The sequence below is a fragment of the Rickettsia endosymbiont of Pantilius tunicatus genome, assembly GCF_964291875.1.
Taxonomy (GTDB): Bacteria; Pseudomonadota; Alphaproteobacteria; order Rickettsiales; family Rickettsiaceae; genus Rickettsia.
The window spans coordinates 381,281-405,035 of sequence record NZ_OZ198175.1; the positions used below are offsets into that span (position 1 = coordinate 381,281).

The window sequence follows — 23,755 nt, forward strand, 5'->3', positions numbered from 1 at the left end:
AGAAAAATTAAGATGCATAAATATAGAACTCATAATTGTAACGAATTAAAAATTTCCGATGTTGGAGCTGAAGTAAAACTATCTGGTTGGGTACATAGAAGAAGAGATCATGGCAATCTAGTTTTTATAGATTTACGTGATCATTATGGTATAACGCAAATAGTCTTTACTGATCAAAATCCACAGCTTATGGAAGATGCTAGCCGTTTACGTTATGAGTCAGTTGTTACAGTAATTGGAAAAGTAGTAGCAAGATCAGAAGAGACTATTAATAATACGCTTCCAACTGGTCATATAGAAGTTTTAGCTGGTGAGTTTATTATTGAATCAGCTGCTGATACTCTGCCATTTGTGATTAATACGGAAAAAGATGCACCAGAAGATTCAAGACTTAAGCATCGCTTTTTAGATTTAAGACGTGAAAAGCTGCATAATAATATTATGTTTCGTTCTCAAATTATTTCTTACATTCGTCATTTAATGACCGCAAGAGGATTTACCGAGTTCCAAACGCCTATTCTAACTGCTAACTCGCCCGAAGGGGCTAGAGATTTCTTAGTACCTAGTAGGATGCATCCAGGCAAGTTCTATGCATTACCGCAAGCACCGCAACAATTCAAACAGCTGTTGATGGTATCAGGGTTTGACCGCTATTTCCAAATCGCCCCATGTTTTCGTGATGAAGATGCAAGAGCCGATAGATCACCAGGCGAGTTTTACCAGCTAGATATTGAGATGTCGTTTGTCACACAAGAAGATATATTCTGCACAATCGAGCCAGTCATGTATGAGTTATTTACTAAATTTACAGATAAGAAAGTATCAGAAGCACCTTTTATCCGTATTCCATATAATGAGTCTATGTTAAAATATGGCTCTGATAAGCCTGATTTGCGTAATCCTATTATTATTGCCGATGTAACAGAAATATTTAAAGATTCCGATTTTACTATTTTTAGAGAAAATATCAAAAAAGGTAGTATTGTGCGAGCAATCCCTGCTCCAAGTGCTGCCGGTCAACCTCGTAGTTTTTTTGATAAAATGATAGAATTTGCAATATCAGAAGGAGCTGGTGGGCTTGGTTATATTCAATTTAGCGAAAGCGGTGAAGCAAAAGGACCGGTAGCAAAGTTTTTAACTAAAGAGCAGTTAGAAAATTTAAAAGCTGCTGCTAGTATTAGCAATGGTGATGCAGTATTTTTCGCAAGCGACAAAAAAGATAAAGCAGCAAAACTTGCCGGTAAGGTGAGAATTAAGCTTGCCGACGAGTTAGATTTACTTGAAAAAAATTGCTTTAAATTTTGCTGGATTACTGATTTCCCATTCTATGAATTAAACGGGGAAACCGGTAAAATTGATTTTAGTCATAATCCGTTTTCTATGCCGCAAGGGGGGATAGAAGCTCTTGAGAATGCAAAAACAACGGAAGAACTACTTGAGCTTACTGCGTATCAGTATGATATTGTTTGTAATGGTATAGAACTTTCTAGTGGTGCTGTTAGAAATCATAAACCGGAAATAATGTATAAGGCATTTGCCATAGCCGGTTATAGTGAAGAGGAAGTAGATAAAAGATTTGGTGGCATGATTAGAGCGTTTAAATTTGGTGCACCACCGCACGGTGGTATAGCTCCAGGCATCGACCGAATCGTTATGTTACTTGCAGAAGCTACTAATATAAGAGAGATAATTGCTTTCCCATTAAATCAGCAAGCTGAAGATTTACTAATGAATGCCCCGAATTACGTTGAGGATAAGGCATTAAAGGAGCTAAATGTCATGCTATCCCCATCTGCTAGAAAGAATGCGGAGAAAGAGTAAGGGTTTATAGTTATCATCGCATCAGTAGCATTCGATCAACGGAATTTAGTGAAATATATTAAATTATCTCTAATAGCAAATTACAAAAGTAATTTGCTATTGATTAAGCAATTATTTCACTTTTACCTTGTCATCAGTCTTTATTTTAAATCTTTTTTACTCTTCAAGATTTTCAGTTAGATATTCCAGTGGTTGCCATTCATTATATCCATATTTCTTAGCAAAAATTGTAGCTTTATGTATAAAATTATTATCTTCTTTTATAGTCTCTAATACTATTTTCTTATTTATTTCATAATAAGCTTTAACTTTAATAAGCTTTAAAGTACTAAGCGTACCTAGCACAGCTCAAAGTATTTTATTTATAGACGAATTATTGAAAGCTTTTGAATTATGACTATAACCGGCTTAATAGAACTATCTCTTACCTGCACTACTAGCTTATTTAAACTTTTATGATCATAAGGATTTTGCAATTCAATAGTTTCAGGTATGCCTAAATTATATTTTTTGCAATAAGCTACAATTCTTGTTTTAAGTTTTTCGCTTCTGGAATTATAAGGAGGTTCTAGTAAAAGAACGGAATTTTTTATTAATTGATCTTGGTTAGTCATGGACTTGCCCTAAATTTAAACTTATTAAATTAAGCTTAACCACCATAAAATATTTTATGGTGGTTTATGTATTTAATAAGTATCTAAAATGATGCATAGTTTTAGATATTGTAAGGAGGTAACGATGGTGGTCAGGTTATTAATATAATTATAATTAATGAACCGTGCCCCGATATGTTACTCCTTACTTCCTTTGGTTCCGAACAATCAATAGAGCAAGGGGTTATTCACTTGATCTTAATGGTTGATCGTGAATAACCCCTTAGCTCGTACATAGAACAGGAGAGAAAATATGACAAAGAATATTTTTATAGGTATAGATGTATCTGAGGATACTTTAGATATATGGTTACACCCGTTGAATAAATATAAAGTTTTTGATAACAACCAAAAAGGAATTAATGAGCTAGTCGAATATATAGCGGATTATAATATTGCTAAAATTGTAATTGAAGCTACCGGAAGACTTGAATATGAAGCAGCAAATACTTTACAAAAAGCTGGATATTTAGTCTCAGTAGTTAATCCTTATTTTACATCAGCGTTTAGAACTATGAGAGGTAAGTTTACCAAAACCGATACTATTGATGCACAAATGTTAGCATTATTTGCAGAAAAAATGAATCCTGAATCTAGAAAAGTGGCGAATGAAATAGAAAAAGAATTAAAAGAGCTTACAGCTAGACGTAACCAACTAATTACTATGATAGTATCTGAACGCAATCGCTTACGTAGAGTTACTAATCAAAAAATAATTAATAGTATAAATAGTGTTATTAATTTACTTAATGATCAAAAAGAAGAAGTGGAAAAGCTTATATTATATCATATTTTAAATATAGAAAGTTATAAAGAAATATATAATTTACTTATTACTATCCCGGATATTGGCTCGATTATAGCAATAACCTTAATTACAGAGTTGCCAGAGCTTGGTAATTTAAATTGTAAACAAATTGCTTCTTTAGTAGGAGTAGCACCTCACTGTAAGGAAAGCGGTAAAACAAGATTTAAGAGCCTGTCTTGAAAAGATATAAGAAATAATTTATATTGTCAAAAAATAATAAAGTAGGAATATGTATCCCAGTGATATAGTGGAAGAAGAAAGGATACATTTAGCTCCATTTGTTAGTCCTTGCAAGATAGGACGGTCACGTAAACATAATATAAGAGATATAATTAATGGCATTCGTTACGTAATGAGGAGTGGTTGTCAGTGACGATTATTACCTAAAGATTTTCCCCCATGGCAAACAGTATATGACTATTATTTACGTTGGCGTAAGAATGGTAGATGGCAAGAAATACATGATAGATTAGTCCAAAAAGTAAGGGAGAAAGAAAGTAAGAAATCCACTCCTACTGTAGGGATTATAGATAGTCAGTCTGTTAAGACTACCCAAAAAGGGGAGCTAGAGGATATGATGCAGGCAAGAAGATTAAGGGTAGGAAACGCCATATAGTTACAGATACACTTGGTTTAGTATTATCATGTGAAGTACATTCAGCAGGTATACAAGACAGAGATGGTACTAAAAATGTAATAATCAAGGCAAAAGCAAAATATCCTAGTATTATCAAATTTTTTGCAGATAGTGGTTATGCTGGAGCATTACAAATTTGGTGTTTTTTAACTGTAAGAGCATTACTGACAATTTCTCGTAAAATTGTTGATCAAGTGGGGTTTAAAGTGATTCCCAAGCGTTGGATAGTTGAACGTACTTTTGGCTGACTCAATAATTTTCGTCGTATGAGTAAAGACTATGAGCATAACTATAAAACTTCTGAACATATTATTTATATCAATATGATTACACTTATGCTTAAAACATTGACTATGGTAAATTAAGTTGAAGTTTGCGTATTAAAGAATTGAATTAAAGCATTATATAATTGATCAAATTGAGTAATTGTAGCTTTAATCCATCGCTTCATATTGACCCAAAATTTCTCTATTGGATTTAGATCAGGGGAGTAAGGTGGTAAGAATATTATCCTACAACCTACTGATTCTATTAGTTCTTTGGTCCTTTGAGACTTATGGAAAGCAGCGTTATCCATCACTACAACTTGTCCAGGTTTTAGCTCTTTTATTAAAAATTCTCCAACCCAACTTTCAAATAATTGTCTATTACATGTTCCATTAAATATCATCGGTGCTATACACTCTTTATTAACATAACCAGCTATGATATTTGTTCTGTTGTAATATTTACCGCTTTTTTTACCAATAAGTTTTTCGCTTTTTTTGCCCCATCCTCTATCTTTGCAGATATTTATCTCAATACCACTTTCATCAATATATACAAGATGTTCTATTGGTGTATCTTTTATGACCTCTTGGTACTTATCTCGCTTTTCTTGACTTGCTTCCAAGTAGGAAAAGTCTTTTTTTTATAGCTAAAACCTAGTTGCTTTAACCAATAATACGCACCCACAGAACTCATATTAAAATACGTACCCATTTCTAATAATGTGAAATTAGGATTAGAACTCACGTACAACTCAACATCTTGACTTGTTACCCGTCCTTTTTTGCCTCCTATTCTTCTTGCTAAATAATGTCCTTCGGACTTATATCTCTTATACCAATTCCTTACTGTGTTTGCTGCTATTTCAAATCTTATCGCAGTGCTATTGCAGCTATTACCTCTTTCTACATATCCTATAACTCTTTTTCTAAAATCTTGACTATATGATCTTGGCATTTTCCTTTATATATATCATCCCTATACTCAAACCTCAACTTAATTTACTATAAACCTTAATTTCAAGACAGGCTCTAAAGCAAAAACTAAAGGTGGTAGGAAAACGGTACGGGCGGCATTATATATGGCTGCTGTTACATCTGTAAGATGTAATCCCGCAGTTAAACCTTTTTATAAAAGACTTGTAGAAAAGGGAAAAGCTAAAAAATTAGCTCTTACTGCAGTAATGAGAAAAATAGTAATAATTGTCAATAACATTGTTAAAAACAAACGACCTTGGCAAAACCAATATAAAATATTCTCTTGACTTCTCGAACACAATCATCGGGAGGTAAGAAAACCGTTACAACAGTTTACAATAGCCTTTAGGTTTAAGGTATGCACCTTAAACCCTGGACATAACTATTGACCCCCCGACCTTAATAAAGCCGAGGATGGTATCATTTAATGGTAGATACCCACCATGTAACAAGAAGTTTCGACACCCCAAAGCAGTTTCTAACTGCTTCAGTTAAAATTTATACTTAACTCCCTAAAAAAGTCAATTAACAATTAAGTTTTATTATCTTTCTTAAAAAAACTTTAAAGTATTAACTTGATAATTAATAGTTGATAATGTATCAATAGCTTATGTAATAAATATAGGTGTTGTATGTCAAAAAATGGAATGTTAGTAAACTGTATAGAAGATAATAATATATCATCTTACTCCACTTAAGCCACTACACCCCATTGACGATTTAGAGGATATTTTAAATTCAACTTCACCTATTACACTAGAAATTTTATTTAAAGCAGTTAAAAGATATAAAGAAAATGAACAAGATAAATTGAAGCTTATTTTGGAAAAAGCTTTTGAACAAGGTATTAATATTAACATTGAAGATAGGTATGGTAAAACTCTTTTATTAAGGTTTTATTATATGCTTTCTTATGAAATAATAGAGCTTCTACTTAAAAATGGTGCTGACCCTAATATTTCAGATAAAATTAGTAAAAATACTGTATTACATTTAATACTATATGAACACTCTATTGATAAAATAGATATTGATAAAGTGAAGCTTCTCCTACAATATGGAGCGTTGGTAGAGTCAAAAAATTTTATGGGTTATACTCCTATCCACGTAGCTACTGAGCGAGGTCATATAGAAATGGTGAAAGTACTAATACAGCATGGTGATGCAGATATTAGTGCAAAAGGTCCTTTATTTCCAAAGGCTGTAATATACAACGGAAAGAGTTTAATAGATTCAGTACCTGACAATAAGCCTGAATTAAAAGCTCTATTACAACTTGTAACAGCATGTAAAAAAATAAATTTTACATGAAATTTATTCACAATATTAATGCTAAAGATATCCAAGAGTTTTTAGATTGGCAATTATCGATAACACCTGAAAATTCTAGGTTTTTTGATAAACATTTAAGTGAGTTAGATAATTTTAAAGGTTTTCTAGAAACTAAACCGGAACTAGTAAGTAATGAAACTATACAAAAAATAAATGAACATATAGTTTATTATAATACTGTAGATATTTCATCGCATGATTTAACCCCAAGTTTTATAAATGAAGCTGAACACCAAGAATATAACTTAGCCGGCGAAGAATCTTCCATTAAACATTCATATAATGAGGATTATTGAGATAATGAGAACAACATCACTTTAGCAGCTTTTATACCTGCTTCTTTTGAGATTCTTGTGTTAGATATTTCGGTATGGAAAGCTATTTTACTACCATCAAGGTTACCGAGCATAAAATCGGTTTGTATATCACCATTATCTAAATATTTCGAATAAGCACCTATAGGCGTGCGACAATTTGCATCTAAATATTCTAAAAGTGCTCTTTCCGGTTTTATTAGTTCAAAAGTCGGTAGGTGGTTAATTTGTTTGCATATCTCAATCATAGCATGATTGTCTTTTCGTATTTCAATCGCAATAACTCCTTGTCCTATACATGGCAACATCTGTGAATGCTCTATCAAATGACAATATTCCGGATTAAATGCATTAAGCCTTTTTAAGCCGGCATATGCAAGGATTGTTGCGTCAACTTCCTTATTAATTAGCTTGTTGATTCTCGAGTCAACATTGCCTCTAAACATTACTATTTCTAAATCCGGTCTTATTCTTTGTACACATAATTTTCGGCGTACTGATGAAGTCCCTATTACGGCATTTTTTGGCAGCTCTTCTATGGATTTATGTGTTAGACAAACAAACACATCTCTTGAATCTTCCCGCTCTAAAACAGCTTCAATGCTCAAATCTTCAGGTATTATTCCTGGAACATCTTTCAAAGAATGAACAGCTAAATCAATTTTTTTATCAAGCAAAGCCTGCTCTATTTCTTTCAAGAATAAAGCCTTACCGCCTATATCATATAAAGGTTTATTTTGGATCAAATCACTGCTAGTAGTGATTTCTACTATCTCACAATTAATATTAGGAAAATGCTGTTTGATTTGCTCAATAACTAGTTTAGTTTGTGTTAAAGCAAGCTTACTTTTTCTAGTCCCTATCCTGATAGAATTTATCATTTAAATTTATTGTTATATTATTGGTGCTATTTATGTGTCATCTCGTGGCTTGACCACATGATCCAATATTTTGTCATACCGCAACTTGATTGCGGTATCTCAGGATATGGTCTGCAACACAAAACTCCGTGATCAAGTTATGGGATGACAATAAAAAAAACTGCTCTAGTTTCCAAGCCACGGGAGGTATTGTTTTGTGGATAAGAAAAAAAATTAGCTACGAACTCGATAAAGTATTGAATTGACAAAGCACTTAACCACAAGTGTACATAATTCAACGTGTTTTACTATATGTCAAAGCTATAAAGAGTTTACAACTGGAATAATTATAACAGAGCATTAAAAAAAAGAGGAGAAATAATTTTTACATTTTATGAAAAATATTTAGCAGAGCTATATTATAGCGGTGTTCAAGAGAGAGGAGGAGCAAGATATGTTAAATTATCAAGGTAACAGTTATGGCACGATCAAGAAAACAAGAGATAAAGTATTTAAATATACTGGAGCAGTAGCGAATATATCAAAAGACATGCAGATATTATGGTATATTGCGAGAAACGTATTATGAATAGCTTAGAAAAAATTCTCACCAGTGGTGTCCGTCAATTCTGAATTAACCTTATACATCCCGCTCTTAATATCAGACTAACTTACTTCTTCAATATTCAATTTAATACTCTTATCTAATCGATTAGAACCATCTTTCATTATCAATTAAAGCTATTTTGTTAACAGTGCCATAGTGTAATTCATAAATACTTACTTACGAATATATTAATTTTTCTCCAAAAAAGGGATAGCTAAAATAACCTGCTATTTTTATCCTCTATTTTTTGTCTTACCTAATCTTTGAGTACTACTTATTTTTAGATTCTGAGTCTATTAACATCATTTATTAAGGTTAACAAAAAGGATACATCATGTTTAATACAACAACTGGCATGGTGACGGTTACGGCTGCACTAAGCAATATCAAAACTAATACAAATAATACAAGAATACATAATAATGGTTCTGCTATTGTAAACTCAACTACTACGCATTTTAATCATACTCTATCTACAAATTACCATCACAAGAACACTAGTTCTATTAGTCATAGTTCACATAATTTGCTTCCTAAATATACACACAATGGCAATCATCATTTTATGCAGAATTATAATAATCAGAAAGTTAATTCTTCTTCTCTAACATCAAATCATTTATTGCCTTGAGTATATCGTTAGTGACATCTTTTTCTTGAATTCTTGAAGTAATGTTACCTGTTATTTTCTGTGTTTTAAGTATCTGCTTTTTTGCTGCGATAGTTCTTCAAAGTAATTTATTGTTAATTCATCATCAGCTGCAGCAGTTGATTTATCTAGATCATTTCTGTTCACATGTTGATTAAAATTACTTTGTATTTGTAATTGAATGGCATTATCATTAATCCACCCTGTTAATTTTGTCTGTAAAGCATTGCGAGTATGCTCAGTTGCTTTTGAAATACTTTCATTTACATTATTCCTATTAAGTAATAGATCTATTTTATCTGTTGTTGGAATTTTTTCAAAATCGTTAATTATCTTTTTTACTTCTTTATTTACTGCATTTTCTACTATCTTCCCTTGTGTATCTCTTTCATCAAAAATTGTGGCATGGGTAGATACAAAATTAATTCTGTCTACAGTTTGTTTTTTACCTTTTAATTCAGCTTTTCTAAGATCATTATTTTTCTCAGATGTTACATAGTTTGTTAAATTTTTAGCAAATATCTCATCTCCTATTTGTACTTTAACATTTATTTCTGAACCTGCATTTAAAGGATCTTGTGTTGTATGAGTTTTATTAAAAAATCCCATACGCTCTAACGCTTCTTCTTTTCTTTCTATAAAAAGATTATCAAAAAACGCTTCACTACCTATATTTTTGTTTTTAGCATTTGCTAGTATGTCTTTTATGTGTGAATCTTCTTTGAGTTTATCATAAACATTTTGTGCATTATCTTTTACTACATCCTTATTAACCGAGTTATTAGTAAATAATTCAACAATCTGTTTAGGAGTTGAATCTTGATTATTCTCTGCAAAAATTTCAGTAGCAGCAATTCTTATTGCAGATTTCAAATCTTCTTCTGCAGATATCAATTTATTCTGTTTGTCAGTTTGTTTATTAGGATTTTTTAAGCTATGATAAGCTTGGTAAATTTTTCCTTCTGCTGTTAAGTTATTTTTAACCCCAACAACATTATTTTTTTCCACCACTGGATTATTTTCTTTTGGTATTACTGACTTTTTATTACTTTCTTCAAATTTTATTAGTTCTTGCCCTTTTTCGTATAAAAAGTTTCTTAAGCTACCTTTTAACGCTTCAATATTTGTATGTTTGACAGTATTTACAGTTTTTTCAGCAGTATTAGGAAGCGGAGGCGGTGGTGGTGCTCCATTACCATTTTGTGGTACTTGAACATTTTCATTTACCCCTGTTATATCCTCATTTTTTTTCTCATCATTCTTTTTTTGTTCACCCAAGCCTACTAGTTTTTGATTATCTTTTATGTCTTGCCTTAATTTTGCATCTTTTGTTTTATCAATAATAATGCCCATAAGTTCATTGTAGACTTTAACATTAAAGCCTTTTACTAATGTTCGAAATTCTTTTTCCTCTAAATTTCTATCAATTAACTCTTTGCTTTTTAATAAAGTATTTGCTTCTTCAAGACTCATATTTTTAGTTTTAATATCAGTCATTGCTTGAGCATATGCTTCTAATATTAAGGAATTTGCTAAAGGTGTTACAGTTTTTAATGAATCTGTAGAGTCCTTTAAATTTACATCTACAAAATTCTTTTTAACATAATCTTCAAAACCTGTAAGTAAGATATTTTTCTGTTCTGAAGTTGCACTCAATTTTATAACTGCTAATAAATCACTGTTACCAGCTTTTGAAAAATCAGCTTTATATTCTTCTTTTCTAATATTTGGATTAGTAATATTACTTCCAAAAAGTAAGTGTTCCATTTAATTTTTTTATTGACACTTTCTTCTTTGAAAACATCATCAAAAAAAATCAGTAATAATTTTTTTCTTACAATCATCAGACATATTTTGCTGAGCTGTATGAATATAACCTAACTTCTCAATAGGATTCTTAATGTTTTGTAATATTTCTTGATGCCTAGATTCCTGATCTGCTTCTTTTAACTTTGATAATTTTGTATTTTTAGTTTTAGATAATGCATTAGAAATATCTTCGTCATTCATAATACCTATTCTAATAATATTATCTGCACGTTCTGTGATTAAACTAACTTGCTGTTTAGTTCCAGAATTAGGTATATTTTGGGGGTCTTTTTCTAATTTTACCTCAATTTCCTTTAATTTCCTTATTTGTTGCACATTTAAGCTTTCATGTTTTAAGTACTCTCGGGTATGGTGTAATCTTTCGGCATCGGTTAATTTATTAAAATCCCCTTTTTGTTCTATAAAATTTTTAAGTGGAACTTTTAATTTTACGTCTTGAGCTATCGCATTTTGTGGCATAGCAGTAAGGATTGCGGCGTTAGCACAGCCGAGTAGGAATAATTTAGCAAGCTTAGAGCCTGTCTTGAAATTAAGGTTTAGTCAATGTTTTAAGCATAAGTGTAATCATATTGATATAAATAATATGTTCAGAAGTTTTATAGTTATGCTCATAGTCTTTACTCATACGACGAAAATTATTGAGTCAGCCAAAAGTACGTTCAACTATCCAACGCTTGGGAATCACTTTAAACCCCACTTGATCAACAATTTTACGAGAAATTGTCAGTAATGCTCTTACAGTTAAAAAACACCAAATTTGTAATGCTCCAGCATAACCACTATCTGCAAAAAATTTGATAATACTAGGATATTTTGCTTTTGCCTTGATTATTACATTTTTAGTACCATCTCTGTCTTGTATACCTGCTGAATGTACTTCACATGATAATACTAAACCAAGTGTATCTGTAACTATATGGCGTTTCCTACCCTTAATCTTCTTGCCTGCATCATATCCTCTAGCTCCCCTTTTTGGGTAGTCTTAACAGACTGACTATCTATAATCCCTACAGTAGGAGTGGATTTCTTACTTTCTTTCTCCCTTACTTTTTGGACTAATCTATCATGTATTTCTTGCCATCTACCATTCTTACGCCAACGTAAATAATAGTCATATACTGTTTGCCATGGGGGAAAATCTTTAGGTAATAATCGTCACTGACAACCACTCCTCATTACGTAACGAATGCCATTAATTATATCTCTTATATTATGTTTACGTGACCGTCCTATCTTGCAAGGACTAACAAATGGAGCTAAATGTATCCTTTCTTCTTCCACTATATCACTGGGATACATATTCCTACTTTATTATTTTTTGACAATATAAATTATTTCTTATATCTTTTCAAGACAGGCTCTAAGTCTTTTTAGACTTCATATTTGACTTATTTAATTCCCCTATTTAAAATATTAGTAATAATTTAAAATATTAATGCTTTAATTACTATTAATAAGTCTACGCAACAATACCTTACGGACAGTCGAAGACTGCGTAGCAATATCATAAAGCAATATAACATTTCTAAGATTGTCGTGTCACTTCGCTCTTTGCAATGACGGAAAAAGCGATCTACGTGGGAATGACATCGAAGCCATGCAACAATGCCTTTTTGCCATAACGAAAAAAGTTAATCAATGCAGCAATCACCTCTTATATAGCATATTAACCATTCTCGCAATGAGGTGTTTCACCAAGTTTAGCTACCTCATCTATTTTATTTTCCAATAATGATACAACGTATGAACTTATGGTTGAACAAATTAAATCCACTGGAGTATAACCATCATTATCTTTTATACATATTTTTATTTCTGGACATTTTAGCAATATCTTTATTATATCCAGATTTCTTTTTGCATAAGCATAATGCAGTGCTGTTTTGCCGTAAATATCTTGCTCGTTTATGTCGCATTTCCTATGTAAATATATCCTTAAATTTGAGATATTACTTTCCAAAACTGCTTTATGTAGCGGCGGTAATTGTTTAAATTCATCTATCTTAATTCTTGCTTTATTCTCAAAAAATTTCCACATAGTATACTACTATAAGTTGTATGCACGTCTTATAGCATATCATGTTAATAAAGCAACTATTAATTGAATAAATTTTTAGTTATGTTATACCAGCAGTTTTCAGGAATATTTGATTTGTTACTAAAACCACATATAATTAAATGATCTTTAGCCCTAGTCATTGCAACGTAGAGCAGTCTTATATATTCTTGTAAATCCTTTAACTTTTCTGCGTCTTTCATTTTTTGTAAAAATTCAGGAGTGTCAGCAGTATTAGCAGAAAAGAACATTCGACCACTTGTATAACTTGCTTCTAAAGGTAATTTATGCGTCAATCCGGTACTCACATCCTCACGTACTAAAGTGTACGCTGCGGTGCTGCGTTCCGTGTTTCCTATAAATTCCTCTTTATTAGCTGCGTTTTCCAAATGCTCTATTCCCCCATTATCATGCCAAATAAATTTACTACTGCTTATAGGTAGGGTAGTGGAGTCGCATAATATAACAATTGGGGCTTCCAAGCCTTTAGAGCCATGTACTGTCATCACTCCTATTTTATCAGAATGCTCCATATCACGTTTAATCCAAATATCGTTATTCTCAAACCAGGCTACAAAGCTTTGCAGCGAATTATCCATATCATTTGCGTAATTACTGCTTAGTGTTAGCAGCTCATTTACCATATCATCAATATGTAAATCTAGAGTATTCACGATTAAATTAAAAAAATTATCGAGAGTGGAATTTTGATAAAGCTCAATAAAAGAAGTAAGCCTATTATATATATCCAAATGCGAGGATAGATTTTCCCACAAACTTTCATCGTTTTTATTCATCAAAAGTTCATATAATTGTCGTTCGCTAATGCCGATAATCGGTGATTTAAGTAATGCTGCAAGATTTAAGTCATCGTAAGGTAAAAGTACAAATTTAGCTACCGAAATTAAATCCATTATCGGCAAATGCTCTTTAAGATTTACTTTATCGCTTGCCTCAACTTTAAGTTCAGCTTTGTTAAGCTCTTTTATCAAATTATTGCTAAATTCATCTCGCTTTCTTACCAAAATCATAAAATCTTTTTCAGATATAGGGTTACCGGTCGAGGGCAGAATTTCTTTGCTAGCTATTTTTTCCTTTATAAAGCTAACAATTTTTTCTACAAGTAAATTAGCTGACGAAAGAGCATTGGCATAATCTTGTGGCAATGCCCAAAAAAGTTCTTCTTGTTTTTCGCTTGTCATCAAAGACCAAATCGTTACAGAACCAGTATGTGTACGAAATGCAGAAATTACCGGATTATCGGACAAAAAAAAAGTAGGGTAATGAGCTTTTATATATTTAAAAACTTGATGAGTAAATTGTAAAATTTCGCCGCTTGATCTATAAGAATATTCAAGCGTAATATTCTTAAATTTTTTATTTGCTTTAGCGAGATTCGTTTGTAATTTTTCATTCACTAAATTAAAATTCGTAAGATTAGCACCTTGAAAGCTATATATAGATTGCTTGTCATCCCCAACGATAAAAATACTACTATCAGGTCTATTAAACTCGGTTATTAGAGTGGTGATTATATTCCATTGTTCACGGCTCGTATCTTGTGCTTCGTCGACAAGTATATGATCAATCTCGCTTTCAAGCTTATGCAATAACCACTCATGTATAGCCTTATTCTGGAATAATTTTTCAGTATGGTAAATTAAATCATCATAATCAAGCAAGTTATTTTCTTCTTTAAATTTTTCATATTTTTCTAGTAAAATATAAGCAAGTTTAGAAAGTAAATTAGTATGATATTCTAGCTCTTCTATGCGATATTCTTCGTCTAATTTATAAATTTGAGATGTTAGCTTCTCTAGCTCTAACAGCAATTTAGGATGTTTCTGGGTTAGCTCTTTTGATAAAAGGCTTTTACGTTTTTTTCCATCTTTAGTAAAAAATAGTTCTTTTGGCTCTATTTCTAAATCGTAATCTGCAAATAAATTTTTTACCTTATCATAGATATTATTTAGCTCGGATAGTGCTAGTCGCTTATTATTTATTTCTGCCGGAATAGTTTTATAAGAGAATAATTTTTTAAATTTAATTTTTTGGTCAATAATCTCACTAAAAATATCCTGCAAAGTTATTTCATGAAAACGATTTAATAAAATTTTAATTAAATCATTATGCTCATCACTTAAATAAATTTCATTTCGTATTTGTAGAAAAATATCATGTAATTTCGTCTCTTCAAGAATCTGAAATTCTGGTGTTATACCAGCTTCTACAGGGAAAGTTTTAAGGATTTTTTGACAAAATGCATGAATGGTGTAGATATTTAGAGGTTCATTATTGTTGAGTAATTTACTATATAGATTTTTTGCATTTTCCAGTTCTAAGGCAAGTGGCTTCTGACCGCTCATTGAGAAAAGTTCTTCTTCTAGTTTTTGAGAATCGCAAAGAGAAAAAGTTTTGAGTTTGTTGCTAATTCTTAGCTGCATCTCTACGCTGGCTGCATTAGTAAAAGTAAGGCACAAAATGTTTTGAAAATTTACTCCTTTAATTAATAACCGCAAAAACCTATCAGTTAAGATTTTGGTTTTACCTGTGCCGGCAGACGCCGACACCCACACAGAATAATCAGGATCAGATGCTTGTTGTTGTAGGTTGTTCATTTGTTTTTGCGTGTGAATGACAGAGAGCGCCTATAAATCCTATAAATTACAATTAAAGATGCAGCAAGTCCAAACCAAGTAAGAGCATATTCTAAATGATCGTTTCTAATGGCTGCTAGATGATTTATTGAAAGTGGTAGTAAAATATCTAAATTACTTATGTCCTTGCTTTCTTCAATAAGATAAAAATTCTCAAGATTTAATCCTAAAACTTTAGATGCTTCTTGTAAGTCTAGGGTTAACCAAACGTTGTTTTTAATGTCGTTAGCCGGCAAGTAGCTGCGGGTTTTTTCGGACGGCATAGTAACGCCGATAAGCTCATGGGGTTGGTCATTGGTTGCTTGTGTAATAATATTTTTATTGCGGTTGCTAAACCAACCTCGTGCTACTAAAATAACCTTATTATCATTAGTTTCAAATGGTGTTACTAAATAATAACCATCTTTCTCGCTCGACATTGAACGCCTACCATATAAATATATATCTTTATCAGGTAAAAAATGCCCATGAAGTTTTATTTTTTGATAAGGTAAGTTGTCATGAATTTCAGCAAAATCAATTGCAGGGGAGGTAAGATTTTCTTGCATCGATGCTAAAAATATTTTCTTTTCTTTTAAGCGGTTAAGCTGCCAAAAACCTAAAGAGACAAGTATTATAAAGGTTATTAGTACAGTGATGTTTGTTTTCATAATTGGGTTTTAGGAATGTTAATAATCGTCATTGCGAGGAAATTACGTAGTAACTTGTACGTACGCAATCTCATGCAATAGTATAAAATTCCTGAGATTGCCACGTCGATGCTATGCATCGTCTCGCAATGACGCTTTACGAAGCCGGTTTTAAAATCTTGCTCAAGAATTCCTTATGTTTTTGTAATTCTTCTTTTGTTGGTTTAATAACGGGAATATTCTTATGTGCTTGAGAATCTAAGCGATTATAGCATAAGTTATTTATTTTAGCAGCTTTATCAAGTATCTTAAAAGCTGACTGCCTACCGCCGGTTAGTTCTACATATACCTCAGCAAGTAAAGCTGCATCTTTAAGAGCACCATGAAGTTGCCTACCGGAATTATCTACCTTAAATCTTTTACATAAAGCATCAAGGCTATATTTTGATCCAGGAAACATACTCCTAGCCATCACTAAGGTATCAATAGCATGTTCAAGCTCTAGAAGTTTAATTTCAGCTCTTTTTAATAATAATAATTCATGATTTAAAAATTTAACATCGAAAGGTGCATTATGAATAACAAGTTTACTATCGGCAATGAACTCTAAAAAATCATCTGCAATAGTATGAAATAGTGGCTTATCTTTTAAAAACTCACCGGAAATGCCGTGAATTCTATAAGCCTCAAACGGCATGTCTCGCTCTGGATTAAGATAGAAATGAAAATGTCTGCCGGTTAGTACCTTATTTACCATTTCAATAGCACCGATCTCAACAATTCGGTGACCACCTTTTGGATCAAGACCTGTAGTTTCCGTATCCAAAATTATTTCTCTTAAACTCGACATTCTAAATTTGTTATTAGGTTATTTATTTGTTTGTTCAAGTCTAACATATCAACGCCACTATTTATAGCAAAATCTGCTTTTGCTATTTTGCTCTCTTGCGAAAGCTGAATTTCTTTAATCTTATTATAGATTTCCATATCAAAAGAAGATCTAGTTGTTGCCCTTTGTATTCTTATTTCTTCAGAGCAATGTACTGTCACGACAAAATCGAAATATTTATCAAATTTAGCTTCGTATAATAGCGGTATTTCAGCAAACCCAAATTTGGAGTTTGCATTTTCCTGTTTAAATTGAATTAGCTTATCTATTAGCAGTGGATAGATAAAATTTTGTAATTTCTCACGTGCAAGATCATTGTTATAGATTAAAGTACTAATCTTTCCAATGTTAAAAGTTTCAAGCTCCGGCAATAATTTTAAAATAACAGCTTGTATTTTTAAGTCCTGATATAATTCTTTTATACATCTATCGGCACAAAAAGTTTTATATCCTTTTTCTGCTAAATAATCCAAAATAAAAGTTTTGCCCGATGCATAGCTACCGGTAATGCCTATTGCTAACATTTTGTTATAAAAATTTTATGTTCATTAGCGAGTTTTATAGTTTTCTCTTCTTCAGCTATAATTACTTGGTTTTTTTGAATTGCGACGCCTTTGTAATTATATTTAGCAAGATTTTTTATAGTATTAATGCCGATAGTAGGCAAATCTAGCCTATTATCCTGTCCTATTTTTGAAAGCTTAATAAGCACTCCCCCATGAGATTTTTTACGTAAGTCTGTACATCTAGCTATTAAATTATCTGTTCCCTCGGCCGCTTCTATGCCAAGTACATAACCATCTTCAACTATAACCGACTGACCAATATCAAATTTACTTAAATGATTCAGTAATTTTACTCCAAATTCAATATCTTTTTTATCAGAACTTGTAGGGATAGTATCAGTTATAATATTAGAATCACATTGTTGATTTTGGTATATCTCACTACTTGAAATTACCTTAAAGCCATAACTCTCAAAAAACCTAGCTACTATTCTTAATAAATTATCATCCCCACGAATTTTCTGGCTGATCATTTTCAGAAGTAATAAACCGCCTATTGAATCTACAGCTAAGTTTTTAAAATTTGGTCTATCGACTCCGCCTATAAAAATAATATTTTTTACGTTGTGTTGTGTAAAATACTTAATAGCTGCTCCAACCATACCGATTTTAAGAGGTTGATACTCGAAGTCCTTAATTAATTCTATATCAGCTTCGCCCTCTATCGCAGCTATATAACAATTACCACCCTGTTTTCTATAGTTACCTGCTATTAAAGAAGGCAATGAACCTTTACCGGCAATAATTCCAAGATTTGGTAGCATAGAAGATTTTTTAATTTAAGTAATATTTATTATAAGTATACAAGTATATAAATAATATTTATTATTGAATATATTTAAAACATAAATCTAAAAACCTTTACAAATTAATCAAATTAAGCGATAATAGTAAGTGCTAATATAGCTATAGTAATAAACGTAATTTAGAATAGAGGTTGCGGACTCGGGGGCAGTACCCGACGCCTCCACCAATACTCATACTCGATGAATTTCAAAAATTGGCTACGTTGTCCTACAAGTACTCCGGTACTCACGTATTAAGTATACGCTCCGTTCCTCATCTTGTGGACGCCTTGCTCTTTTTGAAATTGATCTTCGTATAATAATATGATGCAAATACTGCTTGTATTTTAAAAATTGAATTTTATTTTGATGGGTGAGTGAGCGGAGCGTATACTTAATACGTGAGCATCACGAATCCCTGATAAAATGAAAGAGCAATTTTTAAAACACAAGTAGTATTTTGAGGGGGCGAAATAGGATCGACGTGCCTAAAAAAAATTGCTTTTACTCGGGATGATTCCGCCGCAGGCTTTTGCCTTACGGGTCAAAACAAAGAAACGCAAACGATAATCGTTTTGTAAGAGCTCCAGCTTTAGCTGTAGCATAACCTTACGCGGCTTGGGGGTTTGCCGGGCAACAGAAAAACCCTCAAATATACTCGTTTTATTTGAAATACGCTGAATGTTGTTTTTTGCTTTTAATCTCACGTATTAAGTATATGTAGCTAGTAAAAGCTTCAAAACGCCTGGCTCTTTTCCAAATAAAACTTCGTCTACTTACTTATATTATTTATTTCTTCTATATATGAATATCGAATATAAAAAATTTTTAAATGAATCTATGCTGGAATTTATAAAAAAGGTTTTGGCAAGGATTCAGCATGAAAATTTATATTGGGATCAATTGATATATATATCATATAAGACCGATCATCCAGCTGTCATTTTGCCTTTAAAAGTTAGACAAGCATATCCGAAAGAAATAACAATAGTACTTCAGAATCAATTTGAGAATATAATAGTAAAAGATACCGGATTTTCTGTAATGTTGAGTTTTAGCGGTATTAAGGAAACAATCTATATACCATTTGATGCCCTTATTAGTTTTGTTGATTCAAGCAATAGCTATAGTTTTACTTTTAATCAGCAATTAAATATTCAAAATAATAATACAGCTGAAATATTGAAAATAGAAAAGCAAATTCTGGAAAAAGAAAATAATGATAAAATTGATGAAGCTTTACTGTCAAAAAATGTTATTATGCTAGATAAATTCCGTAACTCTCCCAAATCTAAACCTATTAAACCTAGTTAAAATATTGAAAGAAGATATATCGAAAGTAGTTATATATACTGATGGTGCCTGTTCTGGCAATCCAGGTCCAGGAGGATGGGGAGCATTACTTCAATTTAATGAGGTGAATAAGGAAATATTTGGGCATGAGCTTGAGACTACTAATAACCGTATGGAAATTACAGCAGCTCTTGAAGCACTAAAAATTCTAAAAAAACCTTATCATGTGGAAATTTATACTGATAGTAAGTATTTGCAGCAAGGTATTACCGTTTGGATCCATAATTGGATAAAAAACAACTGGTGTAAAAGCAACAATGAACCCGTTAAAAATGCTGATTTATGGCAAAATTTGTACGAAGAATTAAGCAAACATACTATCATTTGGAAATGGGTGAAAGGACATGCAAGTAATAGCGGTAATATTGCTGCTGATAAACTTGCAGTACAAGGAAGACAAACTGCTATAGAAATTTTAAAATGTCATGGATAAATAAGTTTTTTATTACTTTTTTTCATAAAAAAGTAGGAGAAGATGAGTTACTAAACCAATATTACGAAAGTAAGAAGCTTGACTATTTAGGGCGTCCTAAAAGATCTGTTATTTATAAAAATGCTGACGAACCAACAAAAATTTCACCAAGTTGGCATGCATGGTTGCATCATTTAGTAAATGAAGTACCAAGAAATATTAAGCTTTTTTCTTGGCAAGAAAGTAATAAAATAAGCCAAAAATCGTCTAAATCGTCAAATGCTAGATATAGCAGATGGCAACCATAAATTAACTATTTAGTATAAAAAACAATGAAACAAAATATTATTGAAACAATTATCGGTTTTGCAGTATTAATTATTGTTTTCCTATTCTTAATTTTTGCTTATAAAACTGGCAGTTCTATGACTAACGCCAAAGGCTATCAGCTCACTGCCAGCTTTCAAAGTGCTGAAGGGATATCAGTCGGAAGTGATGTGATGATTTCAGGTATAAAAATCGGAAATGTTAAAAAGATTTTTTTAGATCCAACCAGCTATTTTGCTACTGTATATTTAAATGTCAATGAGAATGTTAAAATACCTAAAGACTCAAAAGCTCAAGTAGTTACTAGTGGTCTACTCGGAGGTAAATATATTGCAATCGTACCAGGAAATGATAACGATGATTTAACGCCTAATGAGGAAATAAAATATACTCAATCGGCTATTAATATCGAATCTTTAATTAATAAAATTGTTTCTTCATTCGGTAGGAAGTAAATCCCTTAATATCTGGGCTTTACTTCCTCTTTTTGGAATTACAAATTTAGTTTTTATATCATATAGTTTTTTAAGAGAATTAATAATTACTTCAGAATTTTGTATTGGCACGTTAATTATTATTTCTTTAGCTGGTTTTCTTGTTTGATAAAATTGACCAATAAATGATTCTAGAACTGCTGACTTAGTGCTTGTTTGATTACAAATAGGAGCATAGGTTTGCTCCCCCCCATTTTTGTCCTCCTCTATAGAGTATAACTTTAATCTGGAATCGACTATCCTCTCTAATCACAATTACATCCGCATCTATTACCCTTTCATACTGTTTTCCGATACGTAATTTAGATAATTTTATAAGATTAATTCTATCTCTAATCAAAGCTGCTTTTTCAAAATGAGAATCATCGCTTAGAGCTTTCATTTTGAGCACTAATTTTCCTAGTAATTTTTCTATATTACTTGATAAAAAATCGTTAATCTGCTCTATCAACTCGGCATAATCTTCTTTAGAAATATTACCTGTGCAAGGAGCAAAGCATTTGCCAATTTCATATTCTAAACATGGACGCTTTCTAAGGGCAAAATCGCTATCGATGCAAGTTCGTAGCTTAAAAATTTTTTGTAACTCTGCAATTATTGAATCTAGTTGATACCCAGAAGTAAAAGGTCCTAGTAATCTATTATCTTTTATTGAACTGTTAAGATAGCATTTTTCTAATGTAGGGAAGTCATGTTCTAATCGTAGTTTTATATAGCTGGCTGAGTTATCTCGTCTAAGTAATATATTAAAACGTGGTTGATATTGTTTAATTAATTGTGTTTCCATCAAAAACGCTTCACTTTCTGAAATAGTAACTTTATATTCAACTAAATAAACTTGATGCACCATTCTAGCTATTCTGCCACACAAATTATTTTTACTATAATAATTTAAACGTTTTTTTAAATTTTTAGCTTTACCTATATAAATAATTTCTTTATCAGAATTATACATTAAATATACCCCGGGTTGGATAGGTATTTTTTGTAATAATTCTTTTATTAACTTATTTCCGTAATTTGCTAACATCTAACAAAATAATTAGAGTAAATAAATAAATATAAATATCAGTTATGCAAAAGCCAAGCTATCTAAATTTTGATAATAAGAATTATAAATGGAAAAACGATATTGATTATCGTAAAGAGCCTGAAAAATATAGAGTGGGGAAAGGAGAGCAAGGCGTGCTTATTTGTCAGCCTTATAAAAATGAAATATTACCTTTCTGGAAGTTTAAAACCCCTGAGATTGCTAGAGAAATTAGTGAAAAAATATATGATATGTTTTTGAAGTATTTAAGTAATAATGATTTTGTTGGAGCAGATATGGCTCGTAAATATTTACAAATGGGTTTTACCAGAAGCAGACGTTACACTAATTATAAGGGGGGTAAAAAATACGATGCTGAGCATGATTACGAGCAGTTAGAAAAAGGAACAGGTGATCCTGAAAAAGCTATAAGTGCTAAGATATTTTTTAAAAAATGGCAAGAAGCAGAAGAAAATGAAAAATATAAAGCTATGAAGAAAGAATGGAAAAAGCAATTTGGTTAAATAAAAATAATATAATTAAGCTATTGTAAAGAAGATTTTAGAGGTGTATCATCTAACTATGAGCAAAATAATTTGCTTAATAAAACATAATTAATAAAGGAGTAAATTATGAAAGACTTAAAAGTTGGTTCTGCTAAAGAAGATATCGAAGGAATCAAAAAAGATATAGAGAGCCTAGTTTCAAGGTTACATAATTTGAAAGGTAAATCTGGTGACATCTTAGACGAGCAGCTAGATAATTTATCATCTGTTATGGATCATTACAAACATAAAGGAATAGAAAAAGGTAAAGCTAATGTAGCTGATTTATGTGAGTCGACACGTGACCACCCTTTGAGGAATCTCGCCTACGCTTTTGGTGCAGGTGTGTTACTCGCTATTCTTATGAAATAGGTACTTCAATGTTAAAATCTCTAATATTTGAGTTATTAAAAGGTAGTATGGAGCAGGAAAAAAAATCTTACGGCAAGCCGTTTGTATATTTTTTCAATGTTCTAGGTTTAGCTTTAATAATTGCTGCTAATTATCTTTATGTTGCGAATGCGGTAAAATTTTGTTCTCTTATGAATATTGGTATAGCATCAATAATAATTTCTATTATTATTGAAGCTATCAGATGTTATCTAAAATATAAAAATAGATATCGTACAATAAATATGTTAAGGGATAAAAGTAGAAGTTTAGTAGATGGCGTAAGCGATCAATTTTCGGATTTAATTCCTAATAAAACCTTGATTAAATATTTACCAACAATTATCCGCTATGTTCCAACCACCATGTTAACATTTTTAATAGGTGTTTATATAAAAAGAAAATTTGCAAAAAATATCACAAATCCACTTTTAGGTAAATGGTAATAAAATAAGATAATAGTAATTTGAAAGTTACTATTATCTTATAAATTATATTCCTCTTCCTTGAGATTGCTTTGATTGTTCTCTTTGTGCCAATAACCTTTCTTGATGAGTAGCCTTACTGACTTCTTTTTGCTCTAAAGGTTTATTATGTGTTGGTGATTTTCCAGCAAGGGCATATTTATCAGGATCGAGTGCAAATTTTTGTAGTTCTTGACTTTTGGGTAGTGTATTTATAAGTGTTTTATATTCTTCAAGTGTTGGTTTTGACTTATTATAATTTGGTAAATGTTCTTTTATATGTTCACTAAAATATATATTAATTGCGGATAATATTTTTTGCTCTTCCTTAGATATCTTTTCCGGAGTGTTTATTGGTAAATCTTGCATACCCAGTATGGTATCTTTTAGTTTTTCATTTGTT

General features: G+C 31.4%; 30 protein-coding genes, 1 other RNA gene and 3 pseudogenes. 15 read left to right on the plus strand and 19 right to left on the minus strand.

Translation table 11 applies throughout. The features are described from left to right. Positions 1-12: 12 nt before the first annotated feature. Positions 13-1,821: an aspartate--tRNA ligase gene (aspS, locus tag ACICQC_RS02255; protein ID WP_395477242.1), complete on the plus strand. Its 1,809-nt coding sequence runs from the start codon at positions 13-15 to the stop codon at positions 1,819-1,821. Between the two features lie 156 nt (positions 1,822-1,977). Here the strand turns inward: aspS and ACICQC_RS02260 are convergent, their stop codons facing one another. Both ACICQC_RS02260 and ACICQC_RS02265 read right to left on the minus strand, forming a co-directional pair. Further along, a complete protein-coding gene (locus tag ACICQC_RS02260; RefSeq protein ID WP_395477243.1) occupies positions 1,978-2,166 on the minus strand; it encodes a hypothetical protein in 189 nt (62 codons plus the stop codon). A 17-nt stretch (positions 2,167-2,183) separates the two neighbouring features. Then, positions 2,184-2,435 carry a hypothetical protein gene (locus tag ACICQC_RS02265; protein WP_395477244.1) on the minus strand — a complete coding sequence of 84 codons (252 nt, stop codon included), beginning with the start codon at positions 2,433-2,435 and terminating at the stop codon, positions 2,184-2,186. Between the two features lie 292 nt (positions 2,436-2,727). Here ACICQC_RS02265 and ACICQC_RS02270 point away from each other — a divergent pair, with 292 nt between their 5' ends. From ACICQC_RS02270 to ACICQC_RS02285, 4 genes and pseudogenes are all read left to right on the plus strand, one after another. Then, entirely contained in the window at positions 2,728-3,462 is a 735-nt protein-coding gene (locus ACICQC_RS02270) for an IS110 family transposase (RefSeq protein WP_395477245.1), read from the plus strand. A 49-nt stretch (positions 3,463-3,511) separates the two neighbouring features. Next, positions 3,512-3,655, plus strand: coding sequence for a transposase (locus ACICQC_RS02275; RefSeq protein ID WP_395477246.1), 144 nt, complete (start codon positions 3,512-3,514; stop codon positions 3,653-3,655). Positions 3,656-3,697: 42 nt separating this feature from the next. After that, positions 3,698-3,898 (plus strand): annotated as a pseudogene (locus tag ACICQC_RS02280) (transposase); the annotation flags it as partial. After that, positions 3,895-4,167 (plus strand): transposase, encoded by a 273-nt coding sequence (locus ACICQC_RS02285; protein ID WP_395477646.1) that lies wholly within the window; start codon positions 3,895-3,897, stop codon positions 4,165-4,167. The pseudogene ACICQC_RS02280 and the gene ACICQC_RS02285, both read left to right, overlap by 4 nt. A 113-nt stretch (positions 4,168-4,280) precedes the next feature. Here ACICQC_RS02285 and ACICQC_RS02290 read toward each other — a convergent pair whose 3' ends face one another. Further along, on the minus strand, positions 4,281-4,811 hold the full coding sequence (locus tag ACICQC_RS02290; RefSeq protein WP_395476458.1) for an IS630 family transposase: 531 nt from the start codon (positions 4,809-4,811) through the stop codon (positions 4,281-4,283). After that, positions 4,766-5,143, minus strand: coding sequence for an IS630 transposase-related protein (locus ACICQC_RS02295; protein WP_395476240.1), 378 nt, complete (start codon positions 5,141-5,143; stop codon positions 4,766-4,768). Before ACICQC_RS02295 ends, ACICQC_RS02290 begins: the two co-directional genes overlap by 46 nt. A gap of 49 nt (positions 5,144-5,192) precedes the next feature. On the opposite strand from ACICQC_RS02295, the gene ACICQC_RS02300 reads away from it, so the two are divergent. Both ACICQC_RS02300 and ACICQC_RS02305 read left to right on the plus strand, forming a co-directional pair. Beyond that, positions 5,193-5,450, plus strand: coding sequence for a transposase (locus ACICQC_RS02300; RefSeq protein WP_395477781.1), 258 nt, complete (start codon positions 5,193-5,195; stop codon positions 5,448-5,450). Between the two features lie 415 nt (positions 5,451-5,865). After that, a pseudogene (locus tag ACICQC_RS02305) lies at positions 5,866-6,791 on the plus strand (ankyrin repeat domain-containing protein); the annotation flags it as partial. On the opposite strand, the gene hemC reads toward ACICQC_RS02305, so the two are convergent. From hemC to ACICQC_RS02365, 12 genes and pseudogenes are all read right to left on the minus strand, one after another. Beyond that, positions 6,785-7,690 carry a hydroxymethylbilane synthase gene (gene hemC, locus ACICQC_RS02310; protein ID WP_395477247.1) on the minus strand — a complete coding sequence of 302 codons (906 nt, stop codon included), beginning with the start codon at positions 7,688-7,690 and terminating at the stop codon, positions 6,785-6,787. The pseudogene ACICQC_RS02305 and the gene hemC sit on opposite strands and share 7 nt — an antisense overlap. A gap of 1,268 nt (positions 7,691-8,958) precedes the next feature. Further along, complete coding sequence (locus ACICQC_RS02315) at positions 8,959-10,692, minus strand: hypothetical protein (RefSeq protein ID WP_395477248.1); 1,734 nt, start codon at positions 10,690-10,692, stop codon at positions 8,959-8,961. Positions 10,693-10,731: 39 nt separating this feature from the next. Then, positions 10,732-11,214 carry a hypothetical protein gene (locus ACICQC_RS02320; protein ID WP_395477249.1) on the minus strand — a complete coding sequence of 161 codons (483 nt, stop codon included), beginning with the start codon at positions 11,212-11,214 and terminating at the stop codon, positions 10,732-10,734. A 184-nt stretch (positions 11,215-11,398) separates the two neighbouring features. Next, entirely contained in the window at positions 11,399-11,692 is a 294-nt protein-coding gene (locus ACICQC_RS02325; protein WP_395477695.1) for a transposase, read from the minus strand. Continuing rightward, positions 11,668-11,868, minus strand: a pseudogene (locus ACICQC_RS02330) (transposase); the annotation flags it as partial. The pseudogene ACICQC_RS02330 and the gene ACICQC_RS02325, both read right to left, overlap by 25 nt. 42 nt (positions 11,869-11,910) lie before the next feature. Beyond that, positions 11,911-12,054 (minus strand): transposase, encoded by a 144-nt coding sequence (locus tag ACICQC_RS02335; RefSeq protein WP_395477246.1) that lies wholly within the window; start codon positions 12,052-12,054, stop codon positions 11,911-11,913. Positions 12,055-12,421: 367 nt separating this feature from the next. Next, positions 12,422-12,793, minus strand: a complete 372-nt coding sequence (locus ACICQC_RS02340; protein WP_395477250.1) for an ankyrin repeat domain-containing protein — start codon at positions 12,791-12,793, stop codon at positions 12,422-12,424. A gap of 59 nt (positions 12,794-12,852) precedes the next feature. After that, on the minus strand, positions 12,853-15,429 hold the full coding sequence (locus tag ACICQC_RS02345; RefSeq protein WP_395477251.1) for a UvrD-helicase domain-containing protein: 2,577 nt from the start codon (positions 15,427-15,429) through the stop codon (positions 12,853-12,855). Next, positions 15,426-16,118 (minus strand): SURF1 family protein, encoded by a 693-nt coding sequence (locus ACICQC_RS02350; protein ID WP_395477252.1) that lies wholly within the window; start codon positions 16,116-16,118, stop codon positions 15,426-15,428. The genes ACICQC_RS02345 and ACICQC_RS02350 overlap by 4 nt, the downstream gene beginning before the upstream one ends. Positions 16,119-16,254: 136 nt before the next feature. After that, positions 16,255-16,947 (minus strand): DNA polymerase III subunit epsilon, encoded by a 693-nt coding sequence (dnaQ, locus tag ACICQC_RS02355; protein ID WP_395477253.1) that lies wholly within the window; start codon positions 16,945-16,947, stop codon positions 16,255-16,257. Beyond that, positions 16,935-17,510: a dephospho-CoA kinase gene (gene coaE / locus ACICQC_RS02360; protein ID WP_395477254.1), complete on the minus strand. Its 576-nt coding sequence runs from the start codon at positions 17,508-17,510 to the stop codon at positions 16,935-16,937. The genes dnaQ and coaE overlap by 13 nt, the downstream gene beginning before the upstream one ends. Continuing rightward, the gene (locus ACICQC_RS02365; protein WP_395477255.1) at positions 17,504-18,316 is read right to left on the minus strand and encodes an LpxI family protein; all 813 of its coding nucleotides are present in this window, start codon (positions 18,314-18,316) and stop codon (positions 17,504-17,506) included. Before ACICQC_RS02365 ends, coaE begins: the two co-directional genes overlap by 7 nt. A gap of 92 nt (positions 18,317-18,408) precedes the next feature. Here ACICQC_RS02365 and ssrA point away from each other — a divergent pair. The 5 genes from ssrA (at position 18,409) to mlaD (ending at position 20,884) form a co-directional block, all read left to right on the plus strand. Then, positions 18,409-18,989, plus strand: a transfer-messenger RNA (tmRNA) gene (ssrA, locus tag ACICQC_RS02370). Positions 18,990-19,141: 152 nt separating this feature from the next. Beyond that, positions 19,142-19,651 carry a ClpXP protease specificity-enhancing factor SspB gene (locus ACICQC_RS02375; RefSeq protein WP_395477256.1) on the plus strand — a complete coding sequence of 170 codons (510 nt, stop codon included), beginning with the start codon at positions 19,142-19,144 and terminating at the stop codon, positions 19,649-19,651. 4 nt (positions 19,652-19,655) lie between these two features. Beyond that, positions 19,656-20,123, plus strand: coding sequence for a ribonuclease HI (rnhA, locus tag ACICQC_RS02380; RefSeq protein ID WP_395477257.1), 468 nt, complete (start codon positions 19,656-19,658; stop codon positions 20,121-20,123). Beyond that, positions 20,111-20,410 (plus strand): NADH-ubiquinone oxidoreductase subunit NDUFA12 family protein, encoded by a 300-nt coding sequence (locus ACICQC_RS02385; protein WP_395477258.1) that lies wholly within the window; start codon positions 20,111-20,113, stop codon positions 20,408-20,410. The genes rnhA and ACICQC_RS02385 overlap by 13 nt, the downstream gene beginning before the upstream one ends. 24 nt (positions 20,411-20,434) lie before the next feature. After that, on the plus strand, positions 20,435-20,884 hold the full coding sequence (gene mlaD, locus ACICQC_RS02390; RefSeq protein WP_395477259.1) for an outer membrane lipid asymmetry maintenance protein MlaD: 450 nt from the start codon (positions 20,435-20,437) through the stop codon (positions 20,882-20,884). On the opposite strand, the gene ACICQC_RS02395 is transcribed toward mlaD, so the two are convergent. Both ACICQC_RS02395 and ACICQC_RS02400 read right to left on the minus strand, forming a co-directional pair. Beyond that, positions 20,867-21,163: a hypothetical protein gene (locus ACICQC_RS02395; protein WP_395477622.1), complete on the minus strand. Its 297-nt coding sequence runs from the start codon at positions 21,161-21,163 to the stop codon at positions 20,867-20,869. The genes mlaD and ACICQC_RS02395 overlap by 18 nt on opposite strands. Further along, on the minus strand, positions 21,084-21,878 hold the full coding sequence (locus ACICQC_RS02400; RefSeq protein WP_395477260.1) for a GIY-YIG nuclease family protein: 795 nt from the start codon (positions 21,876-21,878) through the stop codon (positions 21,084-21,086). The genes ACICQC_RS02395 and ACICQC_RS02400 overlap by 80 nt, the downstream gene beginning before the upstream one ends. Before the next feature lie 119 nt (positions 21,879-21,997). Here ACICQC_RS02400 and ACICQC_RS02405 point away from each other — a divergent pair, with 119 nt between their 5' ends. The 3 genes from ACICQC_RS02405 (at position 21,998) to ACICQC_RS02415 (ending at position 23,334) form a co-directional block, all read left to right on the plus strand. Further along, positions 21,998-22,477 (plus strand): DUF4385 domain-containing protein, encoded by a 480-nt coding sequence (locus ACICQC_RS02405; RefSeq protein WP_395477261.1) that lies wholly within the window; start codon positions 21,998-22,000, stop codon positions 22,475-22,477. Positions 22,478-22,585: 108 nt separating this feature from the next. Continuing rightward, entirely contained in the window at positions 22,586-22,870 is a 285-nt protein-coding gene (locus tag ACICQC_RS02410; protein ID WP_011477061.1) for a hypothetical protein, read from the plus strand. Positions 22,871-22,878: 8 nt separating this feature from the next. Next, a complete protein-coding gene (locus ACICQC_RS02415) occupies positions 22,879-23,334 on the plus strand; it encodes a hypothetical protein (protein WP_395477262.1) in 456 nt (151 codons plus the stop codon). A 45-nt stretch (positions 23,335-23,379) separates the two neighbouring features. On the opposite strand, the gene ACICQC_RS02420 is transcribed toward ACICQC_RS02415, so the two are convergent. After that, positions 23,380-23,721 carry a hypothetical protein gene (locus ACICQC_RS02420; RefSeq protein ID WP_395477263.1) on the minus strand — a complete coding sequence of 114 codons (342 nt, stop codon included), beginning with the start codon at positions 23,719-23,721 and terminating at the stop codon, positions 23,380-23,382. Between the last annotated feature and the right edge of the window lie 34 nt (positions 23,722-23,755).